General features: G+C 51.5%; 23 protein-coding genes. 22 read left to right on the top strand and 1 reads right to left on the bottom strand.

Annotation, left to right across the window (positions count from 1 at the left end; translation table 11 throughout):
* Positions 1–18: 18 nt before the first annotated feature.
* Positions 19–1,176: a class I SAM-dependent methyltransferase gene (locus PJDR2_RS19695; RefSeq protein WP_015845479.1), complete on the top strand. Its 1,158-nt coding sequence runs from the start codon at positions 19–21 to the stop codon at positions 1,174–1,176.
* Positions 1,177–1,228: 52 nt separating this feature from the next.
* On the opposite strand, the gene PJDR2_RS19690 is transcribed toward PJDR2_RS19695, so the two are convergent.
* Positions 1,229–1,465: a DUF2626 domain-containing protein gene (locus PJDR2_RS19690; RefSeq protein WP_015845478.1), complete on the bottom strand. Its 237-nt coding sequence runs from the start codon at positions 1,463–1,465 to the stop codon at positions 1,229–1,231.
* 266 nt (positions 1,466–1,731) lie between these two features.
* On the opposite strand from PJDR2_RS19690, the gene PJDR2_RS19685 reads away from it, so the two are divergent.
* From PJDR2_RS19685 to PJDR2_RS19585, 21 genes are all read left to right on the top strand, one after another.
* Positions 1,732–2,382 carry an RsfA family transcriptional regulator gene (locus PJDR2_RS19685; protein ID WP_015845477.1) on the top strand — a complete coding sequence of 217 codons (651 nt, stop codon included), beginning with the start codon at positions 1,732–1,734 and terminating at the stop codon, positions 2,380–2,382.
* A gap of 117 nt (positions 2,383–2,499) precedes the next feature.
* Positions 2,500–3,453 (top strand): ketopantoate reductase family protein, encoded by a 954-nt coding sequence (locus PJDR2_RS19680; RefSeq protein ID WP_041613524.1) that lies wholly within the window; start codon positions 2,500–2,502, stop codon positions 3,451–3,453.
* A gap of 25 nt (positions 3,454–3,478) precedes the next feature.
* Positions 3,479–3,874, top strand: coding sequence for a DUF3397 domain-containing protein (locus PJDR2_RS19675; RefSeq protein ID WP_015845475.1), 396 nt, complete (start codon positions 3,479–3,481; stop codon positions 3,872–3,874).
* Positions 3,875–4,016: 142 nt separating this feature from the next.
* On the top strand, positions 4,017–5,654 hold the full coding sequence (gene bshC, locus PJDR2_RS19670; RefSeq protein ID WP_015845474.1) for a bacillithiol biosynthesis cysteine-adding enzyme BshC: 1,638 nt from the start codon (positions 4,017–4,019) through the stop codon (positions 5,652–5,654).
* A 48-nt stretch (positions 5,655–5,702) separates the two neighbouring features.
* Positions 5,703–6,965: an adenosylhomocysteinase gene (locus PJDR2_RS19665; protein ID WP_015845473.1), complete on the top strand. Its 1,263-nt coding sequence runs from the start codon at positions 5,703–5,705 to the stop codon at positions 6,963–6,965.
* A gap of 100 nt (positions 6,966–7,065) precedes the next feature.
* Positions 7,066–8,259 (top strand): ornithine--oxo-acid transaminase, encoded by a 1,194-nt coding sequence (locus PJDR2_RS19660; protein WP_015845472.1) that lies wholly within the window; start codon positions 7,066–7,068, stop codon positions 8,257–8,259.
* A complete protein-coding gene (rocF, locus tag PJDR2_RS19655; protein WP_015845471.1) occupies positions 8,256–9,149 on the top strand; it encodes an arginase in 894 nt (297 codons plus the stop codon). The genes PJDR2_RS19660 and rocF overlap by 4 nt, the downstream gene beginning before the upstream one ends.
* 78 nt (positions 9,150–9,227) lie before the next feature.
* A complete protein-coding gene (locus PJDR2_RS19650; protein WP_015845470.1) occupies positions 9,228–10,262 on the top strand; it encodes a DUF4349 domain-containing protein in 1,035 nt (344 codons plus the stop codon).
* A gap of 130 nt (positions 10,263–10,392) precedes the next feature.
* The gene (gene mraZ, locus PJDR2_RS19645; RefSeq protein WP_015845469.1) at positions 10,393–10,830 is read left to right on the top strand and encodes a division/cell wall cluster transcriptional repressor MraZ; all 438 of its coding nucleotides are present in this window, start codon (positions 10,393–10,395) and stop codon (positions 10,828–10,830) included.
* A gap of 30 nt (positions 10,831–10,860) precedes the next feature.
* A complete protein-coding gene (gene rsmH, locus PJDR2_RS19640) occupies positions 10,861–11,811 on the top strand; it encodes a 16S rRNA (cytosine(1402)-N(4))-methyltransferase RsmH (protein ID WP_015845468.1) in 951 nt (316 codons plus the stop codon).
* 19 nt (positions 11,812–11,830) lie between these two features.
* Positions 11,831–12,217, top strand: a complete 387-nt coding sequence (ftsL, locus tag PJDR2_RS19635; protein WP_015845467.1) for a cell division protein FtsL — start codon at positions 11,831–11,833, stop codon at positions 12,215–12,217.
* 9 nt (positions 12,218–12,226) lie between these two features.
* Positions 12,227–14,482, top strand: coding sequence for a PASTA domain-containing penicillin-binding protein (locus PJDR2_RS19630; RefSeq protein WP_015845466.1), 2,256 nt, complete (start codon positions 12,227–12,229; stop codon positions 14,480–14,482).
* A 101-nt stretch (positions 14,483–14,583) separates the two neighbouring features.
* Positions 14,584–16,521: a stage V sporulation protein D gene (locus PJDR2_RS19625; protein WP_015845465.1), complete on the top strand. Its 1,938-nt coding sequence runs from the start codon at positions 14,584–14,586 to the stop codon at positions 16,519–16,521.
* A gap of 126 nt (positions 16,522–16,647) precedes the next feature.
* A complete protein-coding gene (locus tag PJDR2_RS19620; protein ID WP_015845464.1) occupies positions 16,648–18,135 on the top strand; it encodes a UDP-N-acetylmuramoyl-L-alanyl-D-glutamate--2,6-diaminopimelate ligase in 1,488 nt (495 codons plus the stop codon).
* Positions 18,132–19,544 carry a UDP-N-acetylmuramoyl-tripeptide--D-alanyl-D-alanine ligase gene (locus tag PJDR2_RS19615; protein ID WP_041613523.1) on the top strand — a complete coding sequence of 471 codons (1,413 nt, stop codon included), beginning with the start codon at positions 18,132–18,134 and terminating at the stop codon, positions 19,542–19,544. Before PJDR2_RS19620 ends, PJDR2_RS19615 begins: the two co-directional genes overlap by 4 nt.
* Before the next feature lie 8 nt (positions 19,545–19,552).
* The gene (gene mraY / locus PJDR2_RS19610; protein WP_015845462.1) at positions 19,553–20,509 is read left to right on the top strand and encodes a phospho-N-acetylmuramoyl-pentapeptide-transferase; all 957 of its coding nucleotides are present in this window, start codon (positions 19,553–19,555) and stop codon (positions 20,507–20,509) included.
* A 127-nt stretch (positions 20,510–20,636) separates the two neighbouring features.
* On the top strand, positions 20,637–22,058 hold the full coding sequence (gene murD / locus PJDR2_RS19605; protein WP_015845461.1) for a UDP-N-acetylmuramoyl-L-alanine--D-glutamate ligase: 1,422 nt from the start codon (positions 20,637–20,639) through the stop codon (positions 22,056–22,058).
* Positions 22,059–22,105: 47 nt separating this feature from the next.
* Complete coding sequence (gene spoVE, locus PJDR2_RS19600; protein ID WP_015845460.1) at positions 22,106–23,203, top strand: stage V sporulation protein E; 1,098 nt, start codon at positions 22,106–22,108, stop codon at positions 23,201–23,203.
* A 260-nt stretch (positions 23,204–23,463) separates the two neighbouring features.
* Positions 23,464–24,369, top strand: coding sequence for a UDP-N-acetylmuramate dehydrogenase (gene murB, locus PJDR2_RS19595; protein ID WP_015845459.1), 906 nt, complete (start codon positions 23,464–23,466; stop codon positions 24,367–24,369).
* Between the two features lie 15 nt (positions 24,370–24,384).
* A complete protein-coding gene (gene murA / locus PJDR2_RS19590; protein ID WP_015845458.1) occupies positions 24,385–25,653 on the top strand; it encodes a UDP-N-acetylglucosamine 1-carboxyvinyltransferase in 1,269 nt (422 codons plus the stop codon).
* 90 nt (positions 25,654–25,743) lie between these two features.
* Positions 25,744–26,514 (top strand): cell division protein FtsQ/DivIB, encoded by a 771-nt coding sequence (locus PJDR2_RS19585; protein WP_015845457.1) that lies wholly within the window; start codon positions 25,744–25,746, stop codon positions 26,512–26,514.
* The last annotated feature ends 14 nt before the right edge of the window (positions 26,515–26,528 follow it).

Genomic DNA, 26,528 nt, shown 5'->3' with positions numbered 1-26,528 from the left:
TAAGCGGGAGATGAGCAGGTGAAAATAGGTAAAAAATCGTTAATCATCCGTATTTCGGAACAGATAGCCGGTATGCCTGCGGTCGGCTGGCGGGCTGGCAGCACGGGCTCTGCAGACCTTCATTGCATGACTTTCAAACAATATATGAGTTTATGTTTATATGATAAGCAAGACGGTTATTACCGTTCGGGACCTGTGCGAATAGGGCGGGAAGGCGATTTTTACACCAGCTCTGCCGTAGGTGCCGTGATGGCGCATTGCTTGACGAATTATGTGTATGACTACGCTGTCCATTCTGCCGGAGGCCATATTCAGCTTGTGGAATGGGGAGCGGGCACAGGGCGGCTTACGATGCAAATCCAAGAAGCCTGGCGGGCAAAAGCAGAACAATCTTCCGCGCTTCAATGCCGGTCTATTCTAGTCGATGATCATCCGGGCCACCTGGAAGAAGCGAAGCGTGCCATCAGCTCAAATACAAGCTATACGGCGTTATTCCTGTCTTCTGACGAAGCCATGCAGAGCGGGCGGCATTGGCAGGAGCTGCCTGCGGTTGTGCTCGCCAATGAGCTGCTGGATGCCTTTCCGGTGAATCGGGTGACGGTTGAGCAGGGAAAGCTTGTTGAACTTGGCGTAGCCGGAAATGCGGAGGATGGCTTTTACGAGGTGCATATGCCGCTCTCGGATGAACGGATTGCTGCTGCATTGCAAAAAAGCGGTATTCACCTAACGGAAGGACAGCAGACGGAGGTTAATCTCGATGCGGAGCAATGGCTTGCAAGCCTTGCCGAAGTACTGGAGGCTGGGCGCGTCATTATCGTTGATTACGGTCATGAGGCGGAAGAATATACGGCGAAACACCGAATGAAAGGGACTTTGCTGTGCTACTCCGGTCATATCGCGTCCGACGAGCCTTACCTTCGAATCGGAGAGCAGGATATAACGGCGCATGTGCCCTTTACGTCGCTTCGTCATGCCGCGGAAGCCGGAGGATGGCGCATTGCTTATTACGATACCCAGAAGCAGTTTCTCATTGATCACGGGGCCTTTGAGCTCCTACAAAATCATGCGGAAACGGACCCTTTCGGTCAAACGGCCAGGATGAACCGGGCGGTGCGTCAACTGCTACTGAGCGACGGAATGAGCGAGACGTTTAAGGTACTTGTGCTGGATAAATGAGAAAAGGTGCGGCTCCGGAGGAGCTGCACCTTTTTTTTGTCGTTCGCAAACTTTAGAAGGGGTTGCCCATTTTGAATACGGTCCAGTAAGTAAAGCCTACAAACGAAATTGCCATATATCCCCAGAACATGAGTATGTATGTTCGTTCGCTAAATTTGAGATAACCCAGGAAAACGAAAGCCACCGCTTGTGCAAAAAACAGAAGTGCGAATTCAGTCATGTGACCTGCGAAGGCCATCAAGCCGATCACAAGAGTCCAAAAACCGAGTACCCGATACATGCGTGCCATGAAACCATCCCCCCTTCGCTCTGACCCGAATTTCTATTGTACATTATAACGGTTGAATTTGGCAGTGTAAACAAGCAAGTACGAACAAAATCAACTATTTTGTGTAAATTGAAAGCGTTATGATATCAGTTTGCTCGTTAATCGAATGAATTATGTATGAGCTTTTTGAAATTTGGATATACAAATTAGTATCCGATAGATTCTATGAACTCTACCAAGGGCATAGAGATAAAGTAAGCGCCTTTACGTAAGGAGGTTTTGGTCGCATGACAGCAGTCAGACAAGATGCGTGGAGTCCCGACGACGATCTTATACTCGCCGAAGTTACACTACGCCATATTCGCGAAGGTAGTACCCAGCTAGCGGCATTTGAAGAGGTAGGGGAACGTATAGGACGGACTTCTGCGGCTTGCGGTTTCCGCTGGAACAGCTGTGTCCGCAAACGTTACGAAGAAGCGATTCAAATCGCCAAGCAGCAGCGCCAGAAGCGCAATTATTTGAAAAAACAGGCGATTGTCGCAACCCCTCATGTCTCTTCTATTGCCGTTTATGATGCAGAAGAAAGAGCATTTAGCGCTAATGCGGTAACGACGGAAGAAGGTTTATCCGTTGATTCCATTATCCGTTTTCTTAGACAGTTCAAGACCACTTATCAGGACGTAAGCCGTCAAATCAAATCCTTCGAGAAAGAACTGAAGGAAAAAGATGATGAAATTGATCGTTTGCGCGATGAGAATGAGAGATTGTCTAGAGAAGTAAATAATGTTCAGACCGATTACCGGGCCGTCAATGATGATTATAAAACATTGATTCAAATCATGGACCGGGCACGCCGTCTGGCGGTGTTAACGCATGAAGAGGAAGCAAAGCCTCGCTTTAAAATGGATGCAAACGGAAATTTGGAACGAATTGAATAGGTGAATGCCCCGCCGGCGATGTACGGCGGGGTGTTCGCTTTTTATCTGGAAACAAGTATGCTATAAATACGAGCATACTTTTTTTATGCCCAATACTTCTGAAGTGGTGATTGAGGTTTGAAGATACATATAGTTGGAGGCGGAGCGATTGGTCTTCTGCATGCCGGTCTGCTTGCTCAGGCGGGACAGGAGGTCACCGTGTGGACGCGCACGGACGAGCAGGCGAAACGGCTCCAGGCGGAAGGCATCAGGCTGGAAATGCTGGATGGGGTTGCGCGTGATATCGCGGTGAACAGCCATTCTCTTCCAAGTCTTCTGGCTGGTCAAGCTGGACAAGCCGGAGCAGATGCTGAGCACGCTGCGGCCTGGATCATTTTGACGGTCAAGCAATGCCATATTGATGAACGGCTATTGCATCAGCTGCAGAGGTTAAGCAGCGGGAAATCGGCGTTACTGTGCCTTCAGAACGGAATCGGTCATATGGACAAGCTTGCGGCTGCTCTTCCGGGCACGCTCTTGTATGCGGGCGTTACGTCTGCTGGAGCCAGACGGATTGATGATGCGCGCCATGTGCGGCACACAGGGGATGGTCCATTATGGTTTGGAGCGTATGCGGAAGACAAAAAGGACGATAATCTCCAAAATTTGTTGCTTAATATACTGAAATCGGCAGGATTCCGTGCGGGTTTGTCGAATGAGATGAAGGACAGGATTTACCAAAAGCTGCTTATTAACGCGGTTATTAATCCGCTTACGGCGATTTACGATACGACAAACGGTGAGCTGCCGGAGCACCCGTCAAGGCTGAAGCTCATGAGATCCTTGTTCGAAGAAACGTCCGCGATTCTCGCGGCAGACGGGATGAAATCAGCAGCTGACGGATGGCAGCTTGTGATGCAGGTATGCGCGGCTACGGCAACAAACGTTTCCTCCATGTTAAGTGACGTCCGGGCAGGACGGCACACGGAAATTGACTGGATTAACGGCGGTGTCTCCGGACTTGCAAGACGCATAGGCATAGCCTCACCGTTAAATGATGCTGTAACAACACTCGTGAAGCAGCTCCATTAAGAAAACGAGGAAAGGTGCGAATGACATGGGCTTTTTATGGGACAGCATAAAATATGTCTACGCCTATTTGGCAGTAATACCTGTCATTCCGTTTCTTCTGGTTTATTTCGGGTATGGCATGTTTTCAGACGATAGAAAAAAAGCGTTCCAGCTGGCGATGGATGTTACAACCGCGCTTCTGATCGGATGCGTGGCTGTATTGTTTGACTCCATATTTAACAGCTCATTTGGACTGTATGCTATAATTCTTTTTATGCTGCTTGGCGGCGGATTGCTGGGCAATATGCAGTTCCGCAAACGCGGAAACGTAAATGTGAAGCGGGTGTTTCGCGCCGTGTGGCGACTGGGTTTCTTTACGATGAGTATGGCGTATCTGCTGCTGATGTTTATTGCGATCGGACAAAAAATCTTTTCCGCGTAAACACTTGAGGCCTGTAACCAAGAGGTTGCGGGTCTTTTTTCTTTTGACGTGCGGCTTATCCTTTGTGTACAATCAAATTGTTGCTTGAATGGTTACAGTTTTACAAAAATATACGATTGATTTGGGAGGAACTGGCTGCGCTATGAATACGGAACATTATGACTTGCCAAGCGCCCAGCCTTTAACAGAGGCTTATATACATCGGACGGACGCAAATATCGATTCGCTGTACGGCTATCATGCCGGACGCGAGCAGGATTGGGCCGAGCGCCTGAAGAAGCTGGAGGAGCTTTCGGGCAGCCGGGCGAACTCGGCGGAATTAGCCGAGGTGCTGCGCCAATACAATAGTCCATATACAACGCCGGAGGTGGACGCTTCAATCCGTGCTATCGCGGAAGGCGCGCCGGTTATTATTGGCGGGCAGCAAGCCGGCTTGTGGTCAGGAGCGCTGCTTGTGATACATAAGGCGGTCTCCATCGTCAGCGGGGCTAAATGGGCATCCGAGAAGCTGGGCCGCACGGTTGTACCGGTCTTCTGGATTGCGGGCGAGGATCACGATTGGGATGAAGCGAATCATACTTACGTGCTGAATGCGGAGCAGGAGCTGCGCAAGCTGATTGTGCAGCGTCCGGAAGGTCCAAGAACATCCGTAAGCCGTACGTCTGTGGATACGGACAGCTGGAACGCGTTGCTGGAAGAGCTCGAGCAGACGCTTCCGCATTCCGACTTTAAGCCTGGCCTGCTTGAGCAGTTACGACAAATTGCAGGCCAATCCCGGTCGTTATCGGACATGTTTGCCGGAATTCTGGCCTTTTTGTTCGGCAAGGAAGGCCTTGTTCTTCTGGATGCGGATGATCCAAAGCTCCGCAAAATCGAAGCGCCGATGTTCCGCCGCATTATTGAGGAGAACGATGAGCTGGAAGCGGCTTATAAATCCGCGGCGGAGAAAGTGAAATCGCTTGGTTACCAGCTGCAGGCGGATGTCGTGGAAGGCAGCGCGAACCTGTTTGTATTTAACTCGGCGAGCGGAGATGAGCGGACGTTGCTGCACAAGCGTGACGGGCAGTTCCAGGACCGGAAGGCCACAGCTTTCTGGACGAAGGAGCAGCTGCTTCAGCTGGCGGAGGAGCAGCCTTCCCAGCTCAGCAATAACGTACTTACAAGGCCGATTATGCAGGATTATTTGTTCCCGGTGCTTGGAACTGTTTTGGGTCCGGGCGAAATTGCGTATTGGGCATTAACAGGCGAAGCTTTCCGTAAGCTAGGAATGGAAATGCCGATTATTGTGCCGCGTATGTCCTTCACCCTGGTAGAAGGTACCATTGCGAAGCATATGATGAAATATGAGCTGTCTTTCGAGGATGTGGCGAAGCGTTTCGAAGCCCGCAAGCAAGCGTGGCTGTCCGAGCAGGATCAGCTTTCCATCGAAGACCGCTTCCAAGAAGTGAAGCAGTCGTTTACTGCGATGTATGGACCGCTGCTTGAGCTTGCCGGCTCCATTCAGCCGGGTCTTCTGAAGCTGGGAGAGACGAACCGCCAGAAGATTGTTGAGCAGATCGAGTATTTGGAAGCCAAAACGAAGGATGCATTTAATAAGCAATACGACGCTTCGATACGTCAGCTTGACCGCATTGCGCTTTCGCTCTGGCCGAGCGGCAAACCGCAGGAGAGAGTTATCAACATGTCCGGCTACTGGAACCGTTACGGCTCCGCATGGCTGGAGAAGCTGCTTGAGCTTCCGTTCAGTCCAACAGGCGGACATCAGCTCGTCTATTTATGAGTAAACCTCTCCCCGAGGTAAGAATGTTGTAGGAGGCTATTAAAAGGCATGAGTACATTGGAAAAAAGCATGATCCGCGATATCGCCCTTGCACCGGAAGGGCATTTGAAAATTGACTGGGCAAGCGCGCATATGCCGGTATTGAACCGGATTCGCGAGCAATTCGAGCAGGATCTGCCTTTTAAAGGTCTAAAGGTTACTATTTCGCTCCACCTGGAAGCAAAAACGGCTTATCTTGCGAAGGTCGTTAAAGCAGGCGGCGCGGACGTAACCATTACGGGCAGCAATCCGTTGTCCACGCAAGACGATATTTGCGCGGCACTGGTGGAAGACGGAATTACGGTATTTGCGAAATACAATCCGGAGCCGGAAGAATATAAGGAACTGCTAATCAAATCGCTTGAGTCCAAACCGGATCTGATTATTGACGACGGCGGCGACCTGGTTACGATTCTGCATACCGAGCGTCCTGATCTCCGCGAGAATCTTCGCGGCGGCGCAGAGGAAACGACAACGGGAATTATCCGTCTGAAGGCGATGGAGAAGGAAGGCACGCTGAGCTTCCCGATGGTTGCCGTGAATGACGCTTATTGCAAATATTTGTTCGATAACCGCTACGGTACCGGCCAATCCGTCTTTGACGGCATTAACCGGACGACAAACCTGGTTGTAGCAGGCAAAACGGTAGTGGTGGTCGGCTATGGCTGGTGCGGTAAAGGCGTTGCCATGCGTGCCAAAGGCCTTGGCGCGAACGTAGTCGTAACCGAAGTGGATGCCATCAAAGCGGTAGAGGCTTACATGGACGGCTTTACCGTTCTACCGATGTCGGAGGCGGCTAAAGCAGGCGAATTGTTTATTACGGTAACGGGCAATAAAGATTGTATCCGTGCCGAGCATTACGAGGTCATGAAAAATGGCGCGATTCTCTCGAACGCCGGCCACTTCGACGTGGAATTCAACAAGCCGGAGCTTGCGGCTATGTCAACGGATATCCGTACCGTTCGCCGCAATATCGAAGAATATAAGCTGAAGGACGGCCGCAGCATCTATGTGCTGGCGGAAGGACGTCTCGTTAACCTGGCAGCAGGCGACGGGCACCCCGCAGAGATCATGGATACAACGTTTGCCCTTCAGGCACTTGGCCTTCGATACGTGAACGAACAATACGCGAATATCGGCAATAAAGTCGTAAACGTACCTTACGAGCTTGACGAGCAGGTAGCACGCTTCAAGCTGGATTCGTTGAACATCAGCATCGATAAGCTTACGCCGGAGCAGGTTACTTATCTCGACAGCTGGAAAGAAGAATAGATTGGATGTAAAAAGGACGCGCCTTCTGGCGCGTTCTTTTTTTTGCGGTCATGGGACTTGCGGCAATCACCGTACAATGAAACAAGGGGGGATTGCGCAAATGAAAAGCTCCGTTGACACGATACGTCTTATGGATCGTTTCGGTGCACGCAACTATAGTCCGCTTCCTGTTGTGATCGAGAAGGCAGAAGGGGTGTGGGTGGAAGACCCGGAAGGCCGCCGTTATATGGATATGCTCAGCGCTTATTCCGCGCTGAACCATGGCCACCGGCATCCCGCAATCATTCGAGCGCTTAAGGAACAGGCGGATAAGGTGACGTTGACTTCAAGAGCCTTCCATAGCGAGCAGCTTGGCCAGCTATCCAAGAAGCTGGCGGAATTTACGGGCAAGTCCAAAATCCTTGCGATGAACACGGGAGCCGAAGCGGTAGAAACGGCGCTAAAGGCAGCGCGCCGCTGGGCTTACCGGATTAAGGGGATACCGCCTGGTCAAGCCGAAATTATCGTCTGCGCAGGCAATTTTCACGGACGGACCATTACGATTACTTCATTCTCCTCCGATGCGCAGTACCGCGCCGGCTTTGGACCTTTTACGCCGGGATTTAAAATTATCCCTTACGGTGATGCCGAAGCGCTTGCGGATGCGATAACGACAAATACGGCAGCTTTTCTTGTGGAGCCGATTCAGGGTGAAGCCGGTGTTGTCGTGCCTCCTGACGGTTATTTAAAACAAGCGTTCGAATTATGCAGACAGCATAATGTATTGTTTATGGCCGATGAGATACAGACGGGCTTTGGCCGGACGGGCAAGAGGTTTGCCTGCGACTGGGAAGACGTCGTTCCGGATGCGTATATATTGGGCAAGGCGCTTGGCGGAGGCGTTCTGCCAATCTCGGCTGTTGCGGCTGGGGATGATGTGCTTGACTTGTTCGAGCCGGGCTCTCACGGCTCAACCTTTGGCGGAAATCCTCTGGCGTGCGCGGTAGCGCTAGCTGCGCTTGAGGTGATGGAAGACGAAAAGCTGGCTGAGCGGTCGGAACAGCTTGGCCAATATTTCAAGCAATCACTTGAAGCGATACGCCACGAGGATATTATCGAAGTTAGGGGAAGAGGTTTATTTATCGGGATGCAGTTATCCGTGCAAGCGAGAGCTTATTGCGAAGCCTTGTTCCAGATCGGGCTGCTGTGCAAGGAAACCCACGAGACGGCAATCCGCTTCGCTCCGCCGTTAATTATAACGAAGGATGAGCTGGACTGGGCACTGGAGCGGATCAAGGAAGTGTTTCAAATATGAATAAGCTTACTTTGTTATCCGTTCCCTTTGGTCTTGGCGCAGGGACACCCGGCAGTGAGCAAGCCCCCCGCCACATCTATCAGCTGGGCCTTTTTCAAATGCTGCAGCAGCAAGGCTGCACGATTAATAAGCTGAAGGAAATCATAAACGCCGGTATTCCTGCTCCCGTTATTCAGGTTCCGATGAACCATTCCGAGGAAGTCATCAAGACGGGAATCGCATTGGCCCGGGCCGTAAAAGCCGTTGTATCTTCCGGACAGTTTCCTTTCGTTCTTGGCGGAGATCATAGTCTGGCGATGGGGACGTTAGCCGGATTGACCTCGCATTATAAGAAGCTTGGCGTCATATGGATTGATGCGCATGCCGATATGAACACCGAATCAACCAGCCCTTCCGGCAATATGCACGGCATCCCGCTCGCCGTCGCCCAAGGAAGGGCGCAGCTGTCTTTATCCCACTTATTGCCGGGAGCGGGTACAATCGCTCCCGGCAATATTGTCCTTATCGGAGCCCGGGATCTGGATCCTGCGGAGGAAGCGTTTATCCAGGCGGAGGGAATTTCTTGTTTCCGCATGGACGACATTAGACGGCTTGGCATTCATGCGGTAATCACCGAAGCGCTTCGCATTGCGGGAGACGGGGCGGACGGCATCCATCTCAGCTTTGATATCGACAGCGTTGATCCTGCCGAAGCTCCGGGGACGGGTACTCCGGTACATGGCGGTTTAACAGCGGACGAAGCCCGGGAGGCTATCCGCATGCTAGGCATATCCAAACGCATGACCTCCGCCGAGTTCGTAGAGGTGAATCCGCTGCTTGATCACTTGGATCAAACCTCTTTGCTGGCAATGGAGCTGATCGTGTTGTTTTTGAGCAGTATGAAGAGTTAAATCGTATTTCCTCCCTCATGCAACTTTTCCAAATATTGTGCGTCTAGGACGGTGAACTATGGAAAAGGGGGAGTAAAGATGCGTATAAAAAGAAATGGGTACATGTTCTTGCTCGTGATGATTATGGCGATCGCACTAATTCTCGGAGGATGCTCATCAGGAAGCAGCAACATGAACTCGGCCGCATCAACGGCGAACAGCGGGGCGGTTGTCAATAGACAGCCCTCGGATGCCAAGGCGGAGGTCCAATCGGAGAACGCGGCAGGCTCTGCCGAAGCGCCTGCCGCGGCGGTAGGCGGTGAAGCGGGCGGAGGGTCTATTGGAGAGATTGCCGCTGACGGCACGGGAGCGGGCTTGAATCAAAAACTGATCTACAAAGCGAATTTAACGATAGAAGCCGTTGATTTCGATAAGGCGGCAACGGTACTCCGCAACACCATTCACCAGTCAGGCGGGTATATATTGCAATTCCAGGATGGGCAATACAACGGCGAGAAGAGCTCCACCTATACCATCAAAGTGCCGGCGGCAGGTTTTATGGATTTTATCGACCGTCTTAACGGTATCGAGCATAAGAAGTTTGAGCGGCAGATCAGCGGCACGGACGTGACGGAGGAGTACGTGGACCTGCAGTCGCGTCTGAAAGCACAGCAGGCAGTGGAGGAAAGGTTGCTTGCCTTTATGGATAAGGCGACAAAAGCGGATGATCTGGTGAAGTTCTCCGAGCAGCTTGCGACGGTTCAGGAAAATATCGAACGATTAAAGGGGCGGATTCGCTACCTGGATAACAACGTTTCTTATTCGACGGTTGAGCTCAGGCTCTATCAGCCAGACGCGAAGTCGGAGTCGGTGGAAGACGGTCTTGGCGATAAAATGTCTAAAGCTTTGCAAGACAGCGTAAACGCCATGATCACCGTACTTCAGGGGCTGCTTGTTTTTGTTGCCGGTGCTCTGCCGATTCTGCTGCTGCTTGTTATTATCGGGCTGCCGGTATACTGGCTGCGCGGCAAATTCCGCTCCAGGCCGAAATATCAGGCTCCGCCAAGGAACCTTATAACGCCTCCGGTCAAAGAAGAGGATAAGGAAGAAGATCCAAATCAGCCAAACGGTTAATCATATGAATTATTTTTCAAAAATCCTGCTCATGGAGCAGGATTTTTATTTTAGGTGGCGAACTAGTCTATCTTAGTGGGGAAAAGTGGTGCGAAGTGGAGGATACGGGGGAAGGGGTGGGGCGCATCTCATGTTTATGGGTGAATATCAACATACCATTGATGAGAAGGGCCGCATTATTATTCCTTCAAAGTTCCGGGAATCGCTAGGCACTATCTTTATCGCAACCCGCGGATTAGACAACTGCTTGTTTGTTTACCCTATGAGCGAGTGGAGCGTGCTGGAGCAGAAGCTGAAGTCACTGCCTCTCATGAAGTCGGATGCCCGGGCGTTTACCCGGTTTTTCTTTTCCGGGGCAACGGAATGCGAGCTCGACAAACAGGGAAGGGTAAACATACCAGCCCACCTCCGCGAATACGCGAAGCTGGATAAGGATTGCATGGTGCTTGGCGTATCAGGCCGCGTCGAGATCTGGAGCAAATCGACGTGGGAAGGCTATTATGCGCAATCCGAGCAGGCATTCAACGAGATCGCGGAGAAATTGGTCGATTTCGACTTCAACTTCTAGAGTAAACAACAAGAATGGGAGGATGTTAGCGTGTTTCAGCATATTACAGTGCTATTGGAAGAGGCGGTTGACGGACTGGCGATCAAGCCAGGCGGCATATACGTCGACTGTACGCTTGGCGGCGCAGGTCATAGTGAAAGAATTGTGTCCCAGCTGAGCGGTGGAGGGCGTTTGATCGCATTTGACCAGGATGATGCTGCGCTGGATAACGCACGCGTAAGGCTTGCTCCCTATATGGATAGAGTAACGCTAGTCAAGAGCAATTTTCGTTATTTGGAAGAAATGCTTCTCACGTGCGATGTTCCAACGGTAGACGGTGTCCCTCAGGTCGACGGCATTTTGTTCGATCTTGGCGTTTCCAGTCCCCAACTGGATGAGGCGGAGCGCGGCTTCAGCTACAACCATGATGCTCCTCTTGACATGAGGATGGATCAAGGAGGAGCCTTAACGGCCTACGATATCGTTAATAGCTGGGAAGAACGGGAGATATCCCGGATTCTGCATGTGTACGGCGAAGAGAAGTTCGCTAGATCGATCGCACGTAAAATTGTCCAGGCCCGCGAGAATGCGCCGATTGAAACAACAGGCGAGCTGGCCGAACTGGTCAAAACCGGAATTCCGGCTGCAGCAAGACGAACTGGCGGTCATCCGGCCAAGCGTTCCTTCCAGGCTCTCCGGATCGCCGTAAATGACGAGCTCGGCGCCGAGGAAGATGCATTAGAGGAAGCAGTGAAATGCATTCGTCCCGGCGGCAGGATATCCGTTATTACTTTCCATTCGTTAGAGGATCGCATCTGCAAGCAATTATTTGCGAGTTATGTTGAAAAATGCACTTGTCCGCCGGATTTCCCGAAATGTGTGTGCGGCGGCACAGGAAAGCTTCGGTTAGTAAACCGCAAGCCGATTGTTCCGACAGAGCAGGAACTAGAAGTTAACCCTCGCTCTCGCTCGGCCAAGCTGCGTGTCGCAGAAAAATTGTAGGTTAGAGGGGGTTCTTTCATTGGCTTATATCAACGGCAATTTGGCCATGCAGCCAAAGCGCAAGCCGGAACAGCGGCCGGTCGTCCGCGAGACAAAACGGATTGTTGTGAAGCGCAAGTCGATTCCGGTTCAAGAGAAGCTGCTGTACATGTTTACGGTCGTTTTTTGCGTAATCGTACTTGGGGTCATCGTAAATCAATACGCGAAGAACTATGATATGCGCGTCCAAATCAAGCAAATGAAAACTCAATACGCAACCATGAACATTGATATGAAAGAGTTGCAGAAGCAAGTAGAAATGCTTAACGATCCGGAGAGGATCCGCAAAATGGCAGAAACGCAAGGCATGGCGAGCACCGAACAGCCGGACATCATGGTAAATACACAATCCGCGAAGACGGAATAGGTGACGCATATGGTGAAACGAATTAAACTTCGCACGTTGTTGTTTGGAGGGATAATAACCCTCCTTTTTGTTGTTCTAATCGGAAGAATCTATTATGTGCAGGTGGTTAAAGGAGACTTTTGGTACGAAAAGGCCAAGACGAGATGGGCGGCCGAAGAGAAGCTCTTAGCGAAGAGGGGGACGATTACGGACAGGGACGGCAACATGCTCGCCATGGATTCCGTTGCTTACGATATCGCGGTAAACCCCGATATGATTCATAAGCTGAATATCGCCGACGAAGTAGCAGCGGGATTACATACATTGCTGGGCAAGCCGGAGGCCGATCTGCTCAAGATCGTTACGGCGCAAAAGGATAACGGCGACTACTATCAGCAGCGCGAGATTCACGAGGAAGGCTGGAAGATAGACAAGGAGCTTGCCGACAAGGTCGTTAAGTTCCGCCAAGAGCTTTACGATAAATACAAGACGAAAGACGTCGGCATTTACCTCTTTGAAGATCAGAAGCGTTACTATCCTCGTCATTCCATGGCTTCGCAGCTGCTGGGGTACGTGACGAAGGAAGGCCAGGCGGCTTCGGGGATTGAGTCTTTCTATAACGACAAGCTGAAAGGCGAAGACGGGGAGCTGAAGTACGAAAAGGATGGCAAACGCGTCCAGCTCGCGGAAGGCGAAGTGGAATACAAGCCGGCGCAGGACGGCCAGGATATAGCTCTTACGATCGACATGGACATTCAGAATTACGTCGAGAAAGCGCTTGAGGATATCAATCAGAAATATCATCCGAAGAGTATTACCGCGATTGCCGCAGATCCGAATACAATGGATATTCTGGCGATGGCCAATTATCCGACATTTGATCCGAATACCTATTGGGACATGAGTTACGAGAATGCGTATAACCACTCGATCAAGTCCTTGTATGAGCCCGGTTCAACGTTCAAGATTGTAACGCTGGCTGCAGCCGTTCAGGAAGGGATCTTCAACCCGAACGCGACGTATCATTCCGGTTCCATAGCGGTTCCGGGCGCTCCGGTAAAAGACATTAACAAAGTCGGTTGGGGTACGATCACTTATCTGGAAGGCTTAAAGCGCTCCAGTAACGTTGCGTTCGTTAAGCTAGGCTGGGAGCAGCTTGGCGGAGAGAAGCTTATGGATTATATCAACCGGTTCGGGTTCGGCCAAAAAACGGGTGTCGAGCTTGGCGGTGAAGCATCGGGTGCGATTAATGTGAACTTATCCATTCCTTCCGATATTGCCCGCGCTTCATTTGGTCAAGGTAAGGTGCAAGTTACAGCCATTCAACAGATTGCGGCGGTTGCGGCGGTTGCGAACGGCGGCAAGCTGATGGAACCGCATATTGTGAAACAGATTTATGACCCTAATACCAAGACAACCGTAAAGACGCAGCCTAAGGTGGTAAGGCAGGTCATTTCGCAGGAAGCATCAAAGAAGGTGGGCGAATACCTGGAACAGGTCGTATCGGACCAAGAGATCGGTACCGGCCGTAATGCTTATATCGAAGGCTATCGGGTAGCCGGCAAGACGGGTACGGCGCAAAAGGTCATTAACGGAAAATATTCGCAAGACAAGTTCGTCGTATCTTTTATCGGCTACGCACCTGTTGAGAATCCGAAGATCGTCCTTTATATCGTCGTTGACGAGCCTAACGATCCGAAAGCCGGCGGCGGCGCCGTTGCGGCACCTGCCTTTAAGGATGTTGTATACAAGAGTTTAAAACATATGGGTATTGCACCGGATATTAAAGTTACCGAGAATGGGAAGAAAGAAGTAACGGTATCCGTGCCGAAGCTTGCTAGCCTGACCGTATCTCAAGCAAAAACGCAATTGAAATCGCGCGGCTTGAACGTTGAGGTAGTCGGGGGAGGAACAAAGGTTATCCAGCAGGTGCCTGCATCGGGAGCCTCCGTTCATCCGGCCCAGAAGGTATACTTGATTACGGAACAACGGGACAAGCTGAAAATCCCGGATATGACGGGTATATCATTGCGCGACGCGCTCGAAATTGCATCCGTGCTGGACATCCGAGTAACAGTTAAGGGCGAAGGTTATGTCGTCTCGCAGAAACAGGTCACGAAAAACGGCGAACGTCTTATTGAACTCACTCTTTCGCCGCAGACGGGTGGGGCGAATAGTCAAACCGATTCTACCGATTCCACCGATGTAGAGGATGCCATGAAAAATACGGATGAAGGAACGAATTCGGCTGAAGATCAGAAAGTCGATACGGCCAATACGCAATAATTAATGGATAGCTTGTTCTATCCCCCACTTGTCCCTCATAGGTTGGGAATGAGCGTCAGCGTACGCTCAGCCGAAGGATGAGGCGTAAGGGGGAACAAAGGATGAAGGTATCGAATGTAACGTTGCGTCGCCGGCTGTTTATTGTACTTCTAATCAGCGTGGCAGCTTTTGCCGGATTAATTTTCCGGCTTTCTTATGTTCAGCTGTGGCAGGGAGAGAAGCTGTCCGCCCAAGCGGAAGATAACTGGCGGCGTGAAATTCCCTACAAGGCGAAGCGTGGCGATATTCTGGATCGTAACGGGACCAAGCTGGCGTATGATATAAGCACGCCAACCGTGCTGGCTATCCCTGTGCAAATTCCGGACAAACAGGCGACAGCTGCCAAGCTTGCGCCTTATTTGGACATGACGGAGGAAGCGTTGGTCAAGCTGCTCTCCAAGAAAACAAGCATTGTAGAACTGAAGCCAGGCGGGAAACGAATGACTACCGACAAGGCGCAGCAAGTAAGAAATTTGCATCTTAACGGAGTTGTTGTTGCGGAGGACAATAACCGCTATTATCCTTTCGGAAGCCTCGCCGCGCACTTGCTGGGCTTTACGGGGGTAGATAAAGGGCTTACCGGCGTTGAAGCCAAATATAACGACATGCTGAAAGGGATTGACGGCAATGTCTCTTATTTGTCCACGGCATCGGGGAAAACAATGCCGAATTCTTCGGATACGTATAAAGCGCCGCAGCAAGGCCTTTCACTGGAATTAACGATCGACCAGCAGATACAGGCGGTTATGGAGCGGGAACTCGATCAGGCCATGACGGCACTCCAGCCGGACGATATTATTGCAATTGCCATGAACCCGAACACGGGAGAAATTCTGGGGATGGCCAGCCGGCCAACCTATGAACCTGCTAATTTCCGGGAATATCCAAGCGAAACCTATAACCGCAATCTTCCGATCTGGATGACCTACGAGCCCGGATCGACGTTTAAAATCATTACCCTTGCAGCAGCAATCGAAGAGAAGAAGGTAGATCTCAAGAACGAAACCTTCTTCGATCCCGGTGCCGTCGAGATTGGCGGAGCTAGGCTGCGCTGCTGGAAGAAAGGCGGCCATGGAAGCCAAACCTTCCTCGAAGTCGTGCAAAATTCCTGCAACCCGGGATTTGTAAACCTTGGAAATCGGCTTGGCAAAGAGAAGCTTTTCGATTATATTAAAAACTTCGGATTTGGTTCAAAAACAGGCATTGATATACCTGGCGAAGCGAACGGTATCTTGTTCAAGCTGGATAAGGTTGGTCCTGTCGAGCTTGCCACTACCGCATTCGGTCAAGGCGTATCGGTTACGCCGATTCAACAGATTGCTGCCGTATCGGCTGCAATTAACGGCGGTACCTTGTACAAACCTCATGTAACCAAGGCATGGATTAATCCGCAGACCGGCGAGACGGTTCAGCAGGTTGAACCTGAGGCTGTCCGTAAAGTCATTTCGGAGGACACGTCGAAGCAGGTGCGCGAAGCGCTTGAAAGCGTCGTTGCTCTCGGAACAGGCGGCAATGCGTTTATCGACGGCTACAGAGTAGGCGGAAAAACAGGTACCGCGCAAAAAGTAATCAACGGACGTTATTCTCCGAATGAACATATCGTATCCTTTGTTGGCTTTGCTCCTGCCGATAAACCGGAGATCGTCATCTATGTGGCGGTAGACAATCCGCAAGGCATTCAATTCGGTGGTGTCGTGGCTGCCCCTATCGTACGTAATATTATGGAGGATGCTCTTACGATCTTGCAGGTGCCTCCTCGCGACAAACAGATCGACAAGAAGTATAAGCTTGGCGAGACGCCGGTCGTTACGGTTCCTAATCTGGTAGGAAAATCGGTATCGGACATTTACGAGGATATGAACATGAACTTCAATTTGTCCTCGGCCGGTTCGGGCAATACGGTTATCCGCCAGGCTCCGGCAGTTGGAGCGAGGGTAGAGAAAGGTTCTACGATACGTATTTATTTGGGCGATGAGGATGATATAACGGATCCCCACTGACTTACCGTAGTCATGGAGGATGATATTATGCATTCTCCTTGACTAACCATAGTCAAGAAGGATGATATTATGCATTCTCCTTGACTATAATGAGAGATAACGACCAGCATACGGGAGGAAAACAACATGCGATTAAGCGAATTGGCAGAACTGCTTATTACGGCGAGGCTAACAGGAGCAGGCGATACGGAAATAGCGGGGATCGAGACGGATTCACGCAAAGTAGGGCCGGGACAGCTATTTATTTGTCTTCCCGGTCATACGGTTGACGGTCATGCTTACGCGCCTCAAGCGGCAGCCAAAGGCGCAGTCGCATTCGTCGTCGAACGTGAGCTGGAGCTGGATGCTCCTCAGCTGATCGTGAAGGACAGCCGGCTGGCAATGGCGGTTTTAGCGGATCATTTTTACGGTCATCCCAGCAACGCCCTTCATCTGATTGGGGTAACGGGGACGAATGGCAAGACGACTACAACGTATTTGATCGAACAGATTTTAAACGATAACGATAGAAACTCCGGTGTAATCGGTACGGTAGAGATGCGTTACGCGGGAAAATCATTCCCGATGTCCGGCACTACGCCGGAAGCGCTTCAACTGCAGCAATATTTGTCTGACATGCGCAAGGAGGGGACGGCCTATTGCGCGATTGAAGTCTCCTCGCATGCTTTGGAGCAGGGGCGCGTGAAGGGCTGCCGGTTCCGTACGGCGGTCTTTACGAACCTGACCCAGGATCATCTGGATTATCACGGAACCATGGAGAAGTATGCGGCAGCAAAAGGACTGTTCTTCTCACGCCTTGGCAATGAATACGCGGCAAAAGCAGAAGATCGCGCTTATGCGGTTCTCAACGTGGATGATCCTGTATCCGAACAGTTCGCCAAGCTGACAGCAGCTGAAGTTATTACTTACGGCATCGACAACCATGCTGATGTTAGGGCTTCCAATATCCGGATTTCCGCGCAGGGCACAACGTTTCGGGTAAGCACGTTCCGCGGTAAGACGGATATTGCGTTGCAGATGGTCGGCAAGTTTAACGTCTACAATGCGCTGGCAGCCATTTCGGCAGCCCTTATCGAAGGCGTTGCGCTAGAACGGATTAAAGCCAGTCTTGAAGCGGTTCCCGGCGTACCGGGCCGTGTTGAATCCGTGCAGGCAGGGCAGGAGTTCGCCGTTGTTGTGGACTATGCGCATACGCCTGACGGTTTGGAGAATGTGCTTCGTGCCGTAAAGGAGCTGGCTCCGCCCCGGATCATATGCGTATTTGGCTGCGGCGGCGACCGTGACCGGACGAAACGTCCGATTATGGGCTCGATTGCCGCGCGGTACGCGGACTACGTGCTTGTCACATCCGATAACCCGAGAACGGAAGATCCGGACCTTATTCTGAAGGATATTGAAGCAGGTTTACTGAAGGACGGAATAACCTCCGACCGTTACGAACTGAAGGTTGACCGCCGCGCCGCGATTGAAAAAGCGGTTGAAATGGCAAGCCCGGGAGATGTAGTATTGATTGCGGGGAAAGGTCATGAAACGTATCAAATTATAGGAAGCGTTACGCATCCTTTTGACGACCGTTTGGTGGCAAAAGAAGCGATAAGGGGATTATTACATTGATCAATCGTACATTGGAGCAAGTCGCCGACATGTGCGGCGCAAGAGCCTATAAAGGCGAACCCGTCCGGATTGCCGGCGTCAGCACGGATACGCGCAGCATTCAGCCGGGTCAGCTGTTCGTTCCGCTTGTCGGAGAGAACTTTGACGGTCACAGCTATGTGGCACAGGCGCTTCAGCAAGGGGCTGCAGCCGCCTTGTGGGAGACGAAGCGTGAATTGCCGCAGGAGCTGGCAGACGCGCCTCTATTGTTTGTAAGGGATACGCTGAAGGCGCTGCAGCAGCTGGCAACTTCCTACAGGGAAGAGCTGTATGTCCGTGTTATCGGCATTACGGGCAGCAATGGCAAAACAACAACAAAAGATATGGTTGCTGCCGTTCTTGGAACAGCTTATAAAGTTCACAAGACGGCAGGCAATCTGAATAATCATATTGGCCTGCCGCTAACCGTTCTCCAGCTTGACGAGGAAACGGATGCGGCAGTCCTTGAGATGGGCATGAGCGGCTTTGGCGAGATTGAGCTGCTTACGAATATTGCCCGTCCGGATGTTGCGGTGATTACGAATATCGGCGATGCCCACCTGCTTCAGCTAGGCTCCCGCGAAGGGATCGCGAAAGCAAAGCTGGAGATTGCGCATGGGCTTCATTCGGGAGGTATTCTTCTCTATAACGGCGATGAACCGCTGCTTGCGGCAGAACTTGCCGGAATGAGCTTGCCTGAAGGCACGCAGCTTCAGACCTTTGGCCTTGGGGAGTCCAACGACTGGTCGGCGGCTGATATCGAGGTTGGCGCCGTATCTTCTGCCTTTGCCGTTAAGCGCAAAGGGCAGGATACCGTATCAGCGCCTTACACCATACCGGTACCCGGCCAGCATAACGTCAGCAACGCGCTTGCGGCCATCGCGATTGGACGCCGGTTCGGCATTTCGGAGGAGAATATCCGAAATGGCTTGATCGGTCTTGAATTGACCGGCATGAGAATCCAGCCGGTGAAGGCGCATAACGGCGCAATGATTCTGAATGATGCGTACAACGCCAATCCGACCGCCGTGCGCGCAGCGATTGATCTAGTCGGCCAGCTGAGCGGCTTCCGGCGCAAATGGATCGTTCTAGGCGATATGCGGGAGCTTGGTCCGGAGGAAGAATCGCTTCACTTCGAGACGGGGGCTTATATTACACCTGACAAGGCTGATGCCGTCATTACGTTCGGACCATTGTCGGAGCATACGTCGGCAGGGGCTTTGTCGCAATTCCCGGCGGAAGCAAAGGGAACGGCGATTGTACATTTTGATGATAAAGGGAAGCTTGGAGAATGGTTGAGAGAGCAAGTAGAGCCTCAGGATCTCGTCCTGGTCAAAGGCTCGCGCGGTGTGCGCATGGAACAGATTGTCCAAACTTTGGAAGCGAGGTGAGATAGATAATGGACACGATGGTCATCTTATTTTCATTAGGTGCATCATTCTTAATAGCGGTTCTGCTTGGACCATTGTTCATTCCGCTTCTCCGGCGCATGAAGTTTGGACAGCAAATCCGGACCGACGGTCCGCAAAGCCACTTGAAGAAGAGCGGCACTCCAACAATGGGCGGCATTATTATTATGCTTGCGCTGCTTATCGCCTTTTTGAAATTTTCGGATAAGACCCCGGATTTCTGGGTGCTGTTTACGGCTTCATTAGGTTTTGGACTTGTTGGATTTCTTGATGATTATATTAAAATCGTATTTAAACGTTCGCTCGGTTTGACGGCGCGCCAGAAGCTGTTCGGCCAGCTTTTGTTCTCCATTATCGTTTGCGCGGAGCTGTACAATATGAATCACAGCACCATGATCACGGTACCGGGTACTTCTTGGGGCTTTGATCTTGGCTGGTTCTATTATCCGTTTGTCGTTATTATCCTGTTCGGATCGAGTAACGCGGTGAACTTTACGGACGGCCTGGACGGCCTTTTGTCGGGTACCAGCGCAATTGCCTTTGGCGCCTTTACCATTCTTGCGCTTCAAGTATCCGAGCATGAATCGGCTATTTTCTCCGCGGCAATGGTTGGGGCGGTGCTTGGTTTCCTGATCTTTAACGCCCATCCGGCAAAAGTATTTATGGGAGACACCGGCTCGCTTGGCATTGGTGGCGGCATCGCGGCCGTCGCGATACTGACCAAGATGGAGCTTATGCTTGTTATTGTAGGCGGCGTATTTGTACTGGAAATGCTTTCGGTCATCCTGCAGGTTGGATCGTTTAAGCTCCGCGGCAAGCGGATTTTCAAGATGAGCCCGATTCACCATCACTTCGAATTGAGTGGCTGGTCCGAATGGCGCGTCGTTACGACCTTCTGGTCGGTCGGTTTGCTGCTGGCCGTAATCGGACTTCTTCTTGCACTATAAGGTATAATGATAATGGTTTGGCTGATCTCTTGCCGGCTTCCATGGAAGCCCGGTGAGAGGGCTAGACTATACATAACGAAGACTACTAAGCGGCTAGCTCCGCTTCTTATACAAAGGAGTTGTACTTATGAACCATCCGGCGACTTATCGGGATCGCCGCGTCGTTGTATTAGGACTTGCCAGAAGCGGCGTGAGCGTAGCAAAAGTGTTCCATGCTCTTGGAGCAGAAGTGATTGTAAACGATAAAAAAGAACGTGAACTATGCCCCGAAGCGGATGAATTAACTGCTTTGGGCATTTCTGTGCTATGCGGTTATCATCCGGACGATCTCGTAACAAGCGAAACGGCATTGCTGGTGAAAAACCCGGGGATCCCGTACACCGCAAGTCCAGTCCAGCAGGCGGAGGCTCATGGCGTGGAGATTGTAACGGAGGTCGAGGTCGCTTATTGGCTGTCGGCAGCTCCGATTATCGGAATTACCGGTTCGAACGGTAAGACGACAACAACGACCTGGATCGGCAAGCTGCTTGGCGAGGCGGGCTTAAATCCCATCGTGGCGGGCAATATCGGCATACCGCTCTGCGAAGCGGCAGCCGAAGCAACGAAGGATAACTGGATCGTGGCAGAGCTCAGCAGCTTCCAACTGAAAGGGACCTCGTCATTCCGTCCGCGTATTGCTCTCTTGCTCAATATTGCCGAGACGCATCTGGACTATCATGGCGGGATGGAGGATTACGTCGCATCGAAGGCGAAGCTGTTCGCCAACCAGACGGCGGACGATGTTGCCGTTCTGAACTGGGACGATGCGACCTGCAGAGCTATTGCTGACCAACTGGCCGCAAAGCTGCTGCCGTTCTCGCTTTACGTGCGGCTTGACCAAGGGATCTGCATCGAACCGCCATTTGAACGCGGGAAAGATTCGGATAAAGAACATATGATCGTATGGCGTAAAGAAGACGGGACGGAGCAGGCGATTCTGCCGGTATCCGCGCTTGGGCTTCCGGGCCGCCATAACGCTGGAAACGCGCTTGCGGCAATTGCTGCCTGCCTGGCAGCAGGCGTTGCTCCTGAAGCGATGCTGCCGGCCTTGCAAGGCTTTAGAGGCGTAGAGCATAGGCTTGAGTATGCAGGCGAATTCAACGGCGTCAATTATTATAATGATTCCAAGGCTACAAATCCAATGGCAACCACGATGTCGGTTGGCTCCTTGGGCGCGCCTATTATCCTTATCGCCGGCGGGCTTGACCGCGGCTCCGATTATATGGAGCTTCTTCCCGTATTCCGTGACCGGCTGAAGGGATTGGTAACGCTGGGTCAAACAAGAGAGAAGCTGGGGAAGGTAGCGGAGCTTGCAGGTTTAACGAATGTGCGATTGGTCGAACCTGAGGAGGACGCCGAGTCTACTTTGCGGAGGGCCGTACGGGAAGCTGCCGGACTAGCGGAGCCTGGAGATATTGTTTTATTGTCGCCGGCCTGCGCAAGTTGGGATATGTTTACATCCTTTGAGGATCGAGGACGCATTTTTAAAGAATCGGCGCATACCTTGTAAGTAGGGGGCTTGTCCCTACTTTACGCTAAACAAGAGGTGTGTTTGCTATGGCCAAAGCCAGGTCCGCCCCGGACGTTTGGATGATCGTATCGATTGCGCTTATCCTTACAATTGGATTAGTAATGGTATACAGCGCGAGCGCGGTGCTCGCTTTCCATGAATTCGGCGATAAATTCTATTATGTGAAGCGCCAACTTATATTTGCCGTACTTGGCGTTGGTGCGTTACTATTTACGATGAACGCGAATTATCTCATATGGAAAAACTGGGCGAAAGCGGCTCTGCTGATTTGCTTCGTCCTGCTTATTATCGTGCTTATCCCCGGTATCGGCGTAGTCCGCGGCGGTGCCCGAAGCTGGTTAGGCATCAGCTCCTTTGGCATACAGCCTTCCGAGTTTATGAAGCTGGCTATGATTTTGTTCCTGGCCAAATGGCTGTCAGACAAGCAGCAGACCATTACTCATTTTACGAAAGGCTTGCTGCCGCCTCTTGGTCTGGTTGGACTAGCCTTCGGATTGATTATGCTGCAGCCGGATCTGGGGTCCGGCGCGGTTATGGTTGGAGCTGCTCTGATCCTTATTTTCGCGGCGGGGGCAAGAATCAGCCATTTGGCTTTGCTTGGTTCAAGCGGACTGCTTGGACTTATAGCGCTGGTTATTGCCGAACCTTATAGGATGAAGAGGATTACGGGCTTCCTTGACCCTTGGGCAGACCCGCTAGGTACAGGCTATCAAATCATTCAGTCCCTATACGCGATAGGACCAGGCGGCCTGGTAGGGCTTGGGCTTGGCATGAGCCGTCAGAAATTCAGCTATTTGCCGGAGCCGCAGACGGATTTTATATTTTCCATTATATCCGAGGAACTTGGCTTTATAGGCGGATCCGCACTTATTATCCTGTTTATGGTCTTGGTCTGGAGAGGAGTCCGAACTGCGATATCGGCTCCAGATACATTCGGCAGTCTGCTTGCGGTAGGGATTACGGGGATCATAGGCGTTCAGGTGTTAATCAATATCGGTGTCGTTATCGGAGCTATGCCGGTAACCGGGATTACGCTGCCGCTGATCAGTTACGGCGGATCATCATTGACGCTGCTGCTTACCGCTCTTGGCATTTTGCTCAATATATCCCGATATTCAAGATAACGAGGGAAAACATATTGGCGTAAATGGCCGGCATGGCGCCGCCTTCTTAAGGCGGCCTCCTGACGTCCATTTTTGTGTTTACGGGTTACCTAGGCGATTGTCACATTCGAGATGGAGAGGGCATAAGATACTCTATAAATCGTGACCGTCGCCCTGCTCGGGCCGTTAGTCACAAGCACCGCGGCAGACAGCACCAGTTGCTGGCAGCCGCAAGCGGAGCCTGATTCTCTCAACAAGAAGCTATAAGGAGGTTCGACAACATGGAAACATATATAACGGAATTGGAACAAGCAGGTCTCGGTCAAATCCTGTACAATGAGCCGCTTGCAAAACATACGACCTGGAAAATCGGCGGACCCGCTGATGTTCTGTTTATCCCACACGGCAAAGATCAGCTCGTGTCGGCCATCCGCCTGCTTCATAAGCATGGTGTACCGTGGACGAATCTCGGCCGCGGTTCCAATATGCTGGTGAGCGACAAAGGAATCCGCGGCGTTGTGGTCAAAACGCGCGACGGGCTGGATTATGTGCGGTTTGAAGGAACGCTCGTTCATGCGGGCGCATCGTTTTCGTTCGTAAAATTATCAAGAATGTCAGGCAGGGAAGGACTTACCGGGCTGGAATTCGCGGGGGGAATCCCGGGTACGGTAGGCGGAGCTGTCTATATGAACGCAGGCGCACATGGTTCCGATGTGTCACGTATTTTTAGATCAGCTGAGATTGTGCTGGAAACAGGTGAATTGGTACGATTCGACCGAGAGGCGATGCAATTCTCTTACCGCCACTCTATCCTTCATGAATTGAAGGGCGTTGTTGTAGAAGCTTCGTTCGAGCTTGCAGAAGGAGACCGCAATGAAATTTCGGCTACACTCGCTGCTTATCAGGAACGGCGGTTACGCACGCAGCCGCTGCAGCTCGCATGCGCAGGCAGCGTGTTCCGCAATCCGCCCAATGATTTTGCCGCTAGACTCATTCAGGAGGCGGGTTTAAAGGGCGTTCGATTCGGGGGAGCGGAAGTTTCGGAGCTTCACGCCAATTTCATAGTAAACAGAGGGCAAGCGACAGCTGAAGATGTTCTCACCCTCATGACTCACATTCAGGGTACGATTGCAGACCGCTACGGCGTTCGGCTGGTACCGGAAGTATTGGTGGTGGGTGAGCGGTAATTCGGAGGTGATACATTGGACAAATTGGTGATTGAAGGCGGGAAACCTCTCTCAGGATCCATTGTTATCCAAGGAGCGAAAAATGCCGCTTTGCCAATATTAGCAGCCTGTATGCTTGCGGAAGGCACATCAACGATAGAACATGTGCCGAGGCTGCTTGATATCGACGTAATGCTTAACATTTTGCGCGAACTAGGATGCCGCGCTGAGCATGTGGGAGATACAGTTGTTCTGAATACAGAAACTGCACACACCTCACATGTGCCGGAATCGTTAATGGGACAGATGCGCTCGTCTATCTTTTTGATGGGGCCGTTATTAGCTAGATTTGGTGAAACACAGGTGTATCAGCCTGGCGGCTGCGCAATCGGCGAGAGAAAGATCGATCTACATTTGGAAGGACTTCAAGCTCTTGGCGCAGAAATTGAGGAGATCGGCAACCGGATCATCTGCCGTGCGGATAAACTGCACGGGGCTGATATCCATCTGGCCTTCCCAAGCGTCGGGGCAACGGAGAACATTATGATGGCAGCCGTGCTCGCCGAAGGTCGGACAACGATCAGCAACGCAGCACGCGAGCCGGAGATTCAGGATTTGCAGAAGTTTCTGAACGCGATGGGCGCGAAAATCATGGGTGCCGGAACGGATACGATTACGATCGAAGGGGTACAGTCGCTAACGCCTTGCACGTATACAGTCATTCCGGACCGAATTGTTGCCGGCACCATTATGGTAGCCGCAGCCGCAACCCGAGGGCAGGTCACTTTATTAAATACGAATCCAGCGCATTTATCCTCGCTTATTCATGTGCTTCGCCGGGCAGGTATTCAAATCTTGGTCGACGGTGATATAATCAAGGTGGGCTGCCCAGGGCGGCCAAGAGCAGTAGAAAGAGTCGTGACGGCTCCGTATCCTGCCTTCCCGACCGATCTACAGTCGCAGGTGATGGTGCTGCTTGCGCTTGCGGACGGAGTCAGCATTTTGAAGGAAACGATCTTCGAGGGACGTCTGAAGCATGTGGATGAATTATCCCGCATGGGCGCCGATATCCGCGTGGATCTGAACTCGGCGTTTATTCGCGGCGTACCGCGTCTGTACGGTGCAACGGTGGAAGCAACCGACCTTAGGGCGGGCGCAGCGCTTGTCATTGCCGGCTTAGCCGCGCAAGGCAAGACGATTGTCGAGCAAATCCATCATATCGACCGCGGTTATGATTGCATTGAAACGATGTTAAGCAGACTCGGCGCGCGCATTTCGCGTTACTCTCCTGTGCCGAAGAATTAACCGGGGATGACTCAAATCGCAGCTGGATAGAAACGACCGGCCCTGCCAACAAGGAGGACCGGATGTTTTTTTAGAAGGAAGGGACAAGTTATGAGCGAGCTAGTGCCTGTATTAAAAGAGCCGGAGCGAAAAAGAAAGGGCAGCCGCAAACTGCTGGCCGTTCTTTTTTTATTGTTTGTTATTCTCTTATCTGTATTATTTTTCAATTCATCAATCAGCAAGATTACGACGATAACAATAGAAGGCGCGCAATATACTTCCAAAAGCGATATACAAGCAGCAGCAGGCATTACCGCAGGGGACGCTTATTTCGGCGTATCTGGGTCCCAATCAGAGAAGCGTATCATCAAAGCATTGAAGCCGATAGAGGAGGCAAGCGTCTCCAAGTCCTTCCCCGGTAATGTCAAAATTACAGTGAAAGAATTTCCCGTTGTCGCGTTTGAATTGTCAGCAGGCGGCGAAATGACCGCCATTCTGTCGAACGGAACCAACGTTTCGGCATTAAGCGACGAATTTCTGATGGACAAGCCCGTTCTCTCCGGTTGGAAGCCGGATGATCCGAACCGCGAGGAATTGACGAAGCAGCTGGGCAAAATCTCGGAAAAGCAGCTGTCAGACTTGTCAGAGATTATTCCTGATCCATCGAAGGCATATCCGGATCGGATTAAGATCTACACCAGGACCAAGTTTGAAGTAGTCACGGCGGTGTCCTTGCTGCCGGAGAAAATCGAAGCGCTAAATGCGGTTATCGAAACGCAGGAACCGGGTAAGATTACGATGTTGCTCGCGGACACTTATGTTCCGTTTAATAGTAATGCTTCAGAAAATATGGAATCTGATCAAAAAGAGACTACTCAATAGGTAGAAAGAATGGT

This window comes from Paenibacillus sp. JDR-2 (assembly GCF_000023585.1).
Taxonomy (GTDB): domain Bacteria; phylum Bacillota; class Bacilli; order Paenibacillales; family Paenibacillaceae; genus Pristimantibacillus.
This window is presented reverse-complemented; position numbering and strand designations above follow the sequence as displayed.

Bases quoted from the DNA above. Each gene is read 5' to 3' on its own strand.
- murB (WP_015845459.1), top strand. From the start codon at position 23,464: ATGGAAACATATATAACGGAATTGGAACAAGCAGGTCTCGGTCAAATC.
- PJDR2_RS19620 (WP_015845464.1), top strand. From the start codon at position 16,648: ATGCGATTAAGCGAATTGGCAGAACTGCTTATTACGGCGAGGCTAACA.
- rocF (WP_015845471.1), top strand. From the start codon at position 8,256: ATGAATAAGCTTACTTTGTTATCCGTTCCCTTTGGTCTTGGCGCAGGG.
- bshC (WP_015845474.1), top strand. From the start codon at position 4,017: ATGAATACGGAACATTATGACTTGCCAAGCGCCCAGCCTTTAACAGAG.
- spoVE (WP_015845460.1), top strand. From the start codon at position 22,106: ATGGCCAAAGCCAGGTCCGCCCCGGACGTTTGGATGATCGTATCGATT.
- PJDR2_RS19675 (WP_015845475.1), top strand. From the start codon at position 3,479: ATGGGCTTTTTATGGGACAGCATAAAATATGTCTACGCCTATTTGGCA.
- PJDR2_RS19690 (WP_015845478.1), bottom strand. From the start codon at position 1,465: ATGGCACGCATGTATCGGGTACTCGGTTTTTGGACTCTTGTGATCGGC.
- PJDR2_RS19665 (WP_015845473.1), top strand. From the start codon at position 5,703: ATGAGTACATTGGAAAAAAGCATGATCCGCGATATCGCCCTTGCACCG.
- mraY (WP_015845462.1), top strand. From the start codon at position 19,553: ATGGACACGATGGTCATCTTATTTTCATTAGGTGCATCATTCTTAATA.
- PJDR2_RS19585 (WP_015845457.1), top strand. From the start codon at position 25,744: ATGAGCGAGCTAGTGCCTGTATTAAAAGAGCCGGAGCGAAAAAGAAAG.
- PJDR2_RS19685 (WP_015845477.1), top strand. From the start codon at position 1,732: ATGACAGCAGTCAGACAAGATGCGTGGAGTCCCGACGACGATCTTATA.
- PJDR2_RS19630 (WP_015845466.1), top strand. From the start codon at position 12,227: ATGGTGAAACGAATTAAACTTCGCACGTTGTTGTTTGGAGGGATAATA.
- PJDR2_RS19650 (WP_015845470.1), top strand. From the start codon at position 9,228: ATGCGTATAAAAAGAAATGGGTACATGTTCTTGCTCGTGATGATTATG.
- mraZ (WP_015845469.1), top strand. From the start codon at position 10,393: ATGTTTATGGGTGAATATCAACATACCATTGATGAGAAGGGCCGCATT.
- PJDR2_RS19660 (WP_015845472.1), top strand. From the start codon at position 7,066: ATGAAAAGCTCCGTTGACACGATACGTCTTATGGATCGTTTCGGTGCA.
- PJDR2_RS19625 (WP_015845465.1), top strand. From the start codon at position 14,584: ATGAAGGTATCGAATGTAACGTTGCGTCGCCGGCTGTTTATTGTACTT.
- murD (WP_015845461.1), top strand. From the start codon at position 20,637: ATGAACCATCCGGCGACTTATCGGGATCGCCGCGTCGTTGTATTAGGA.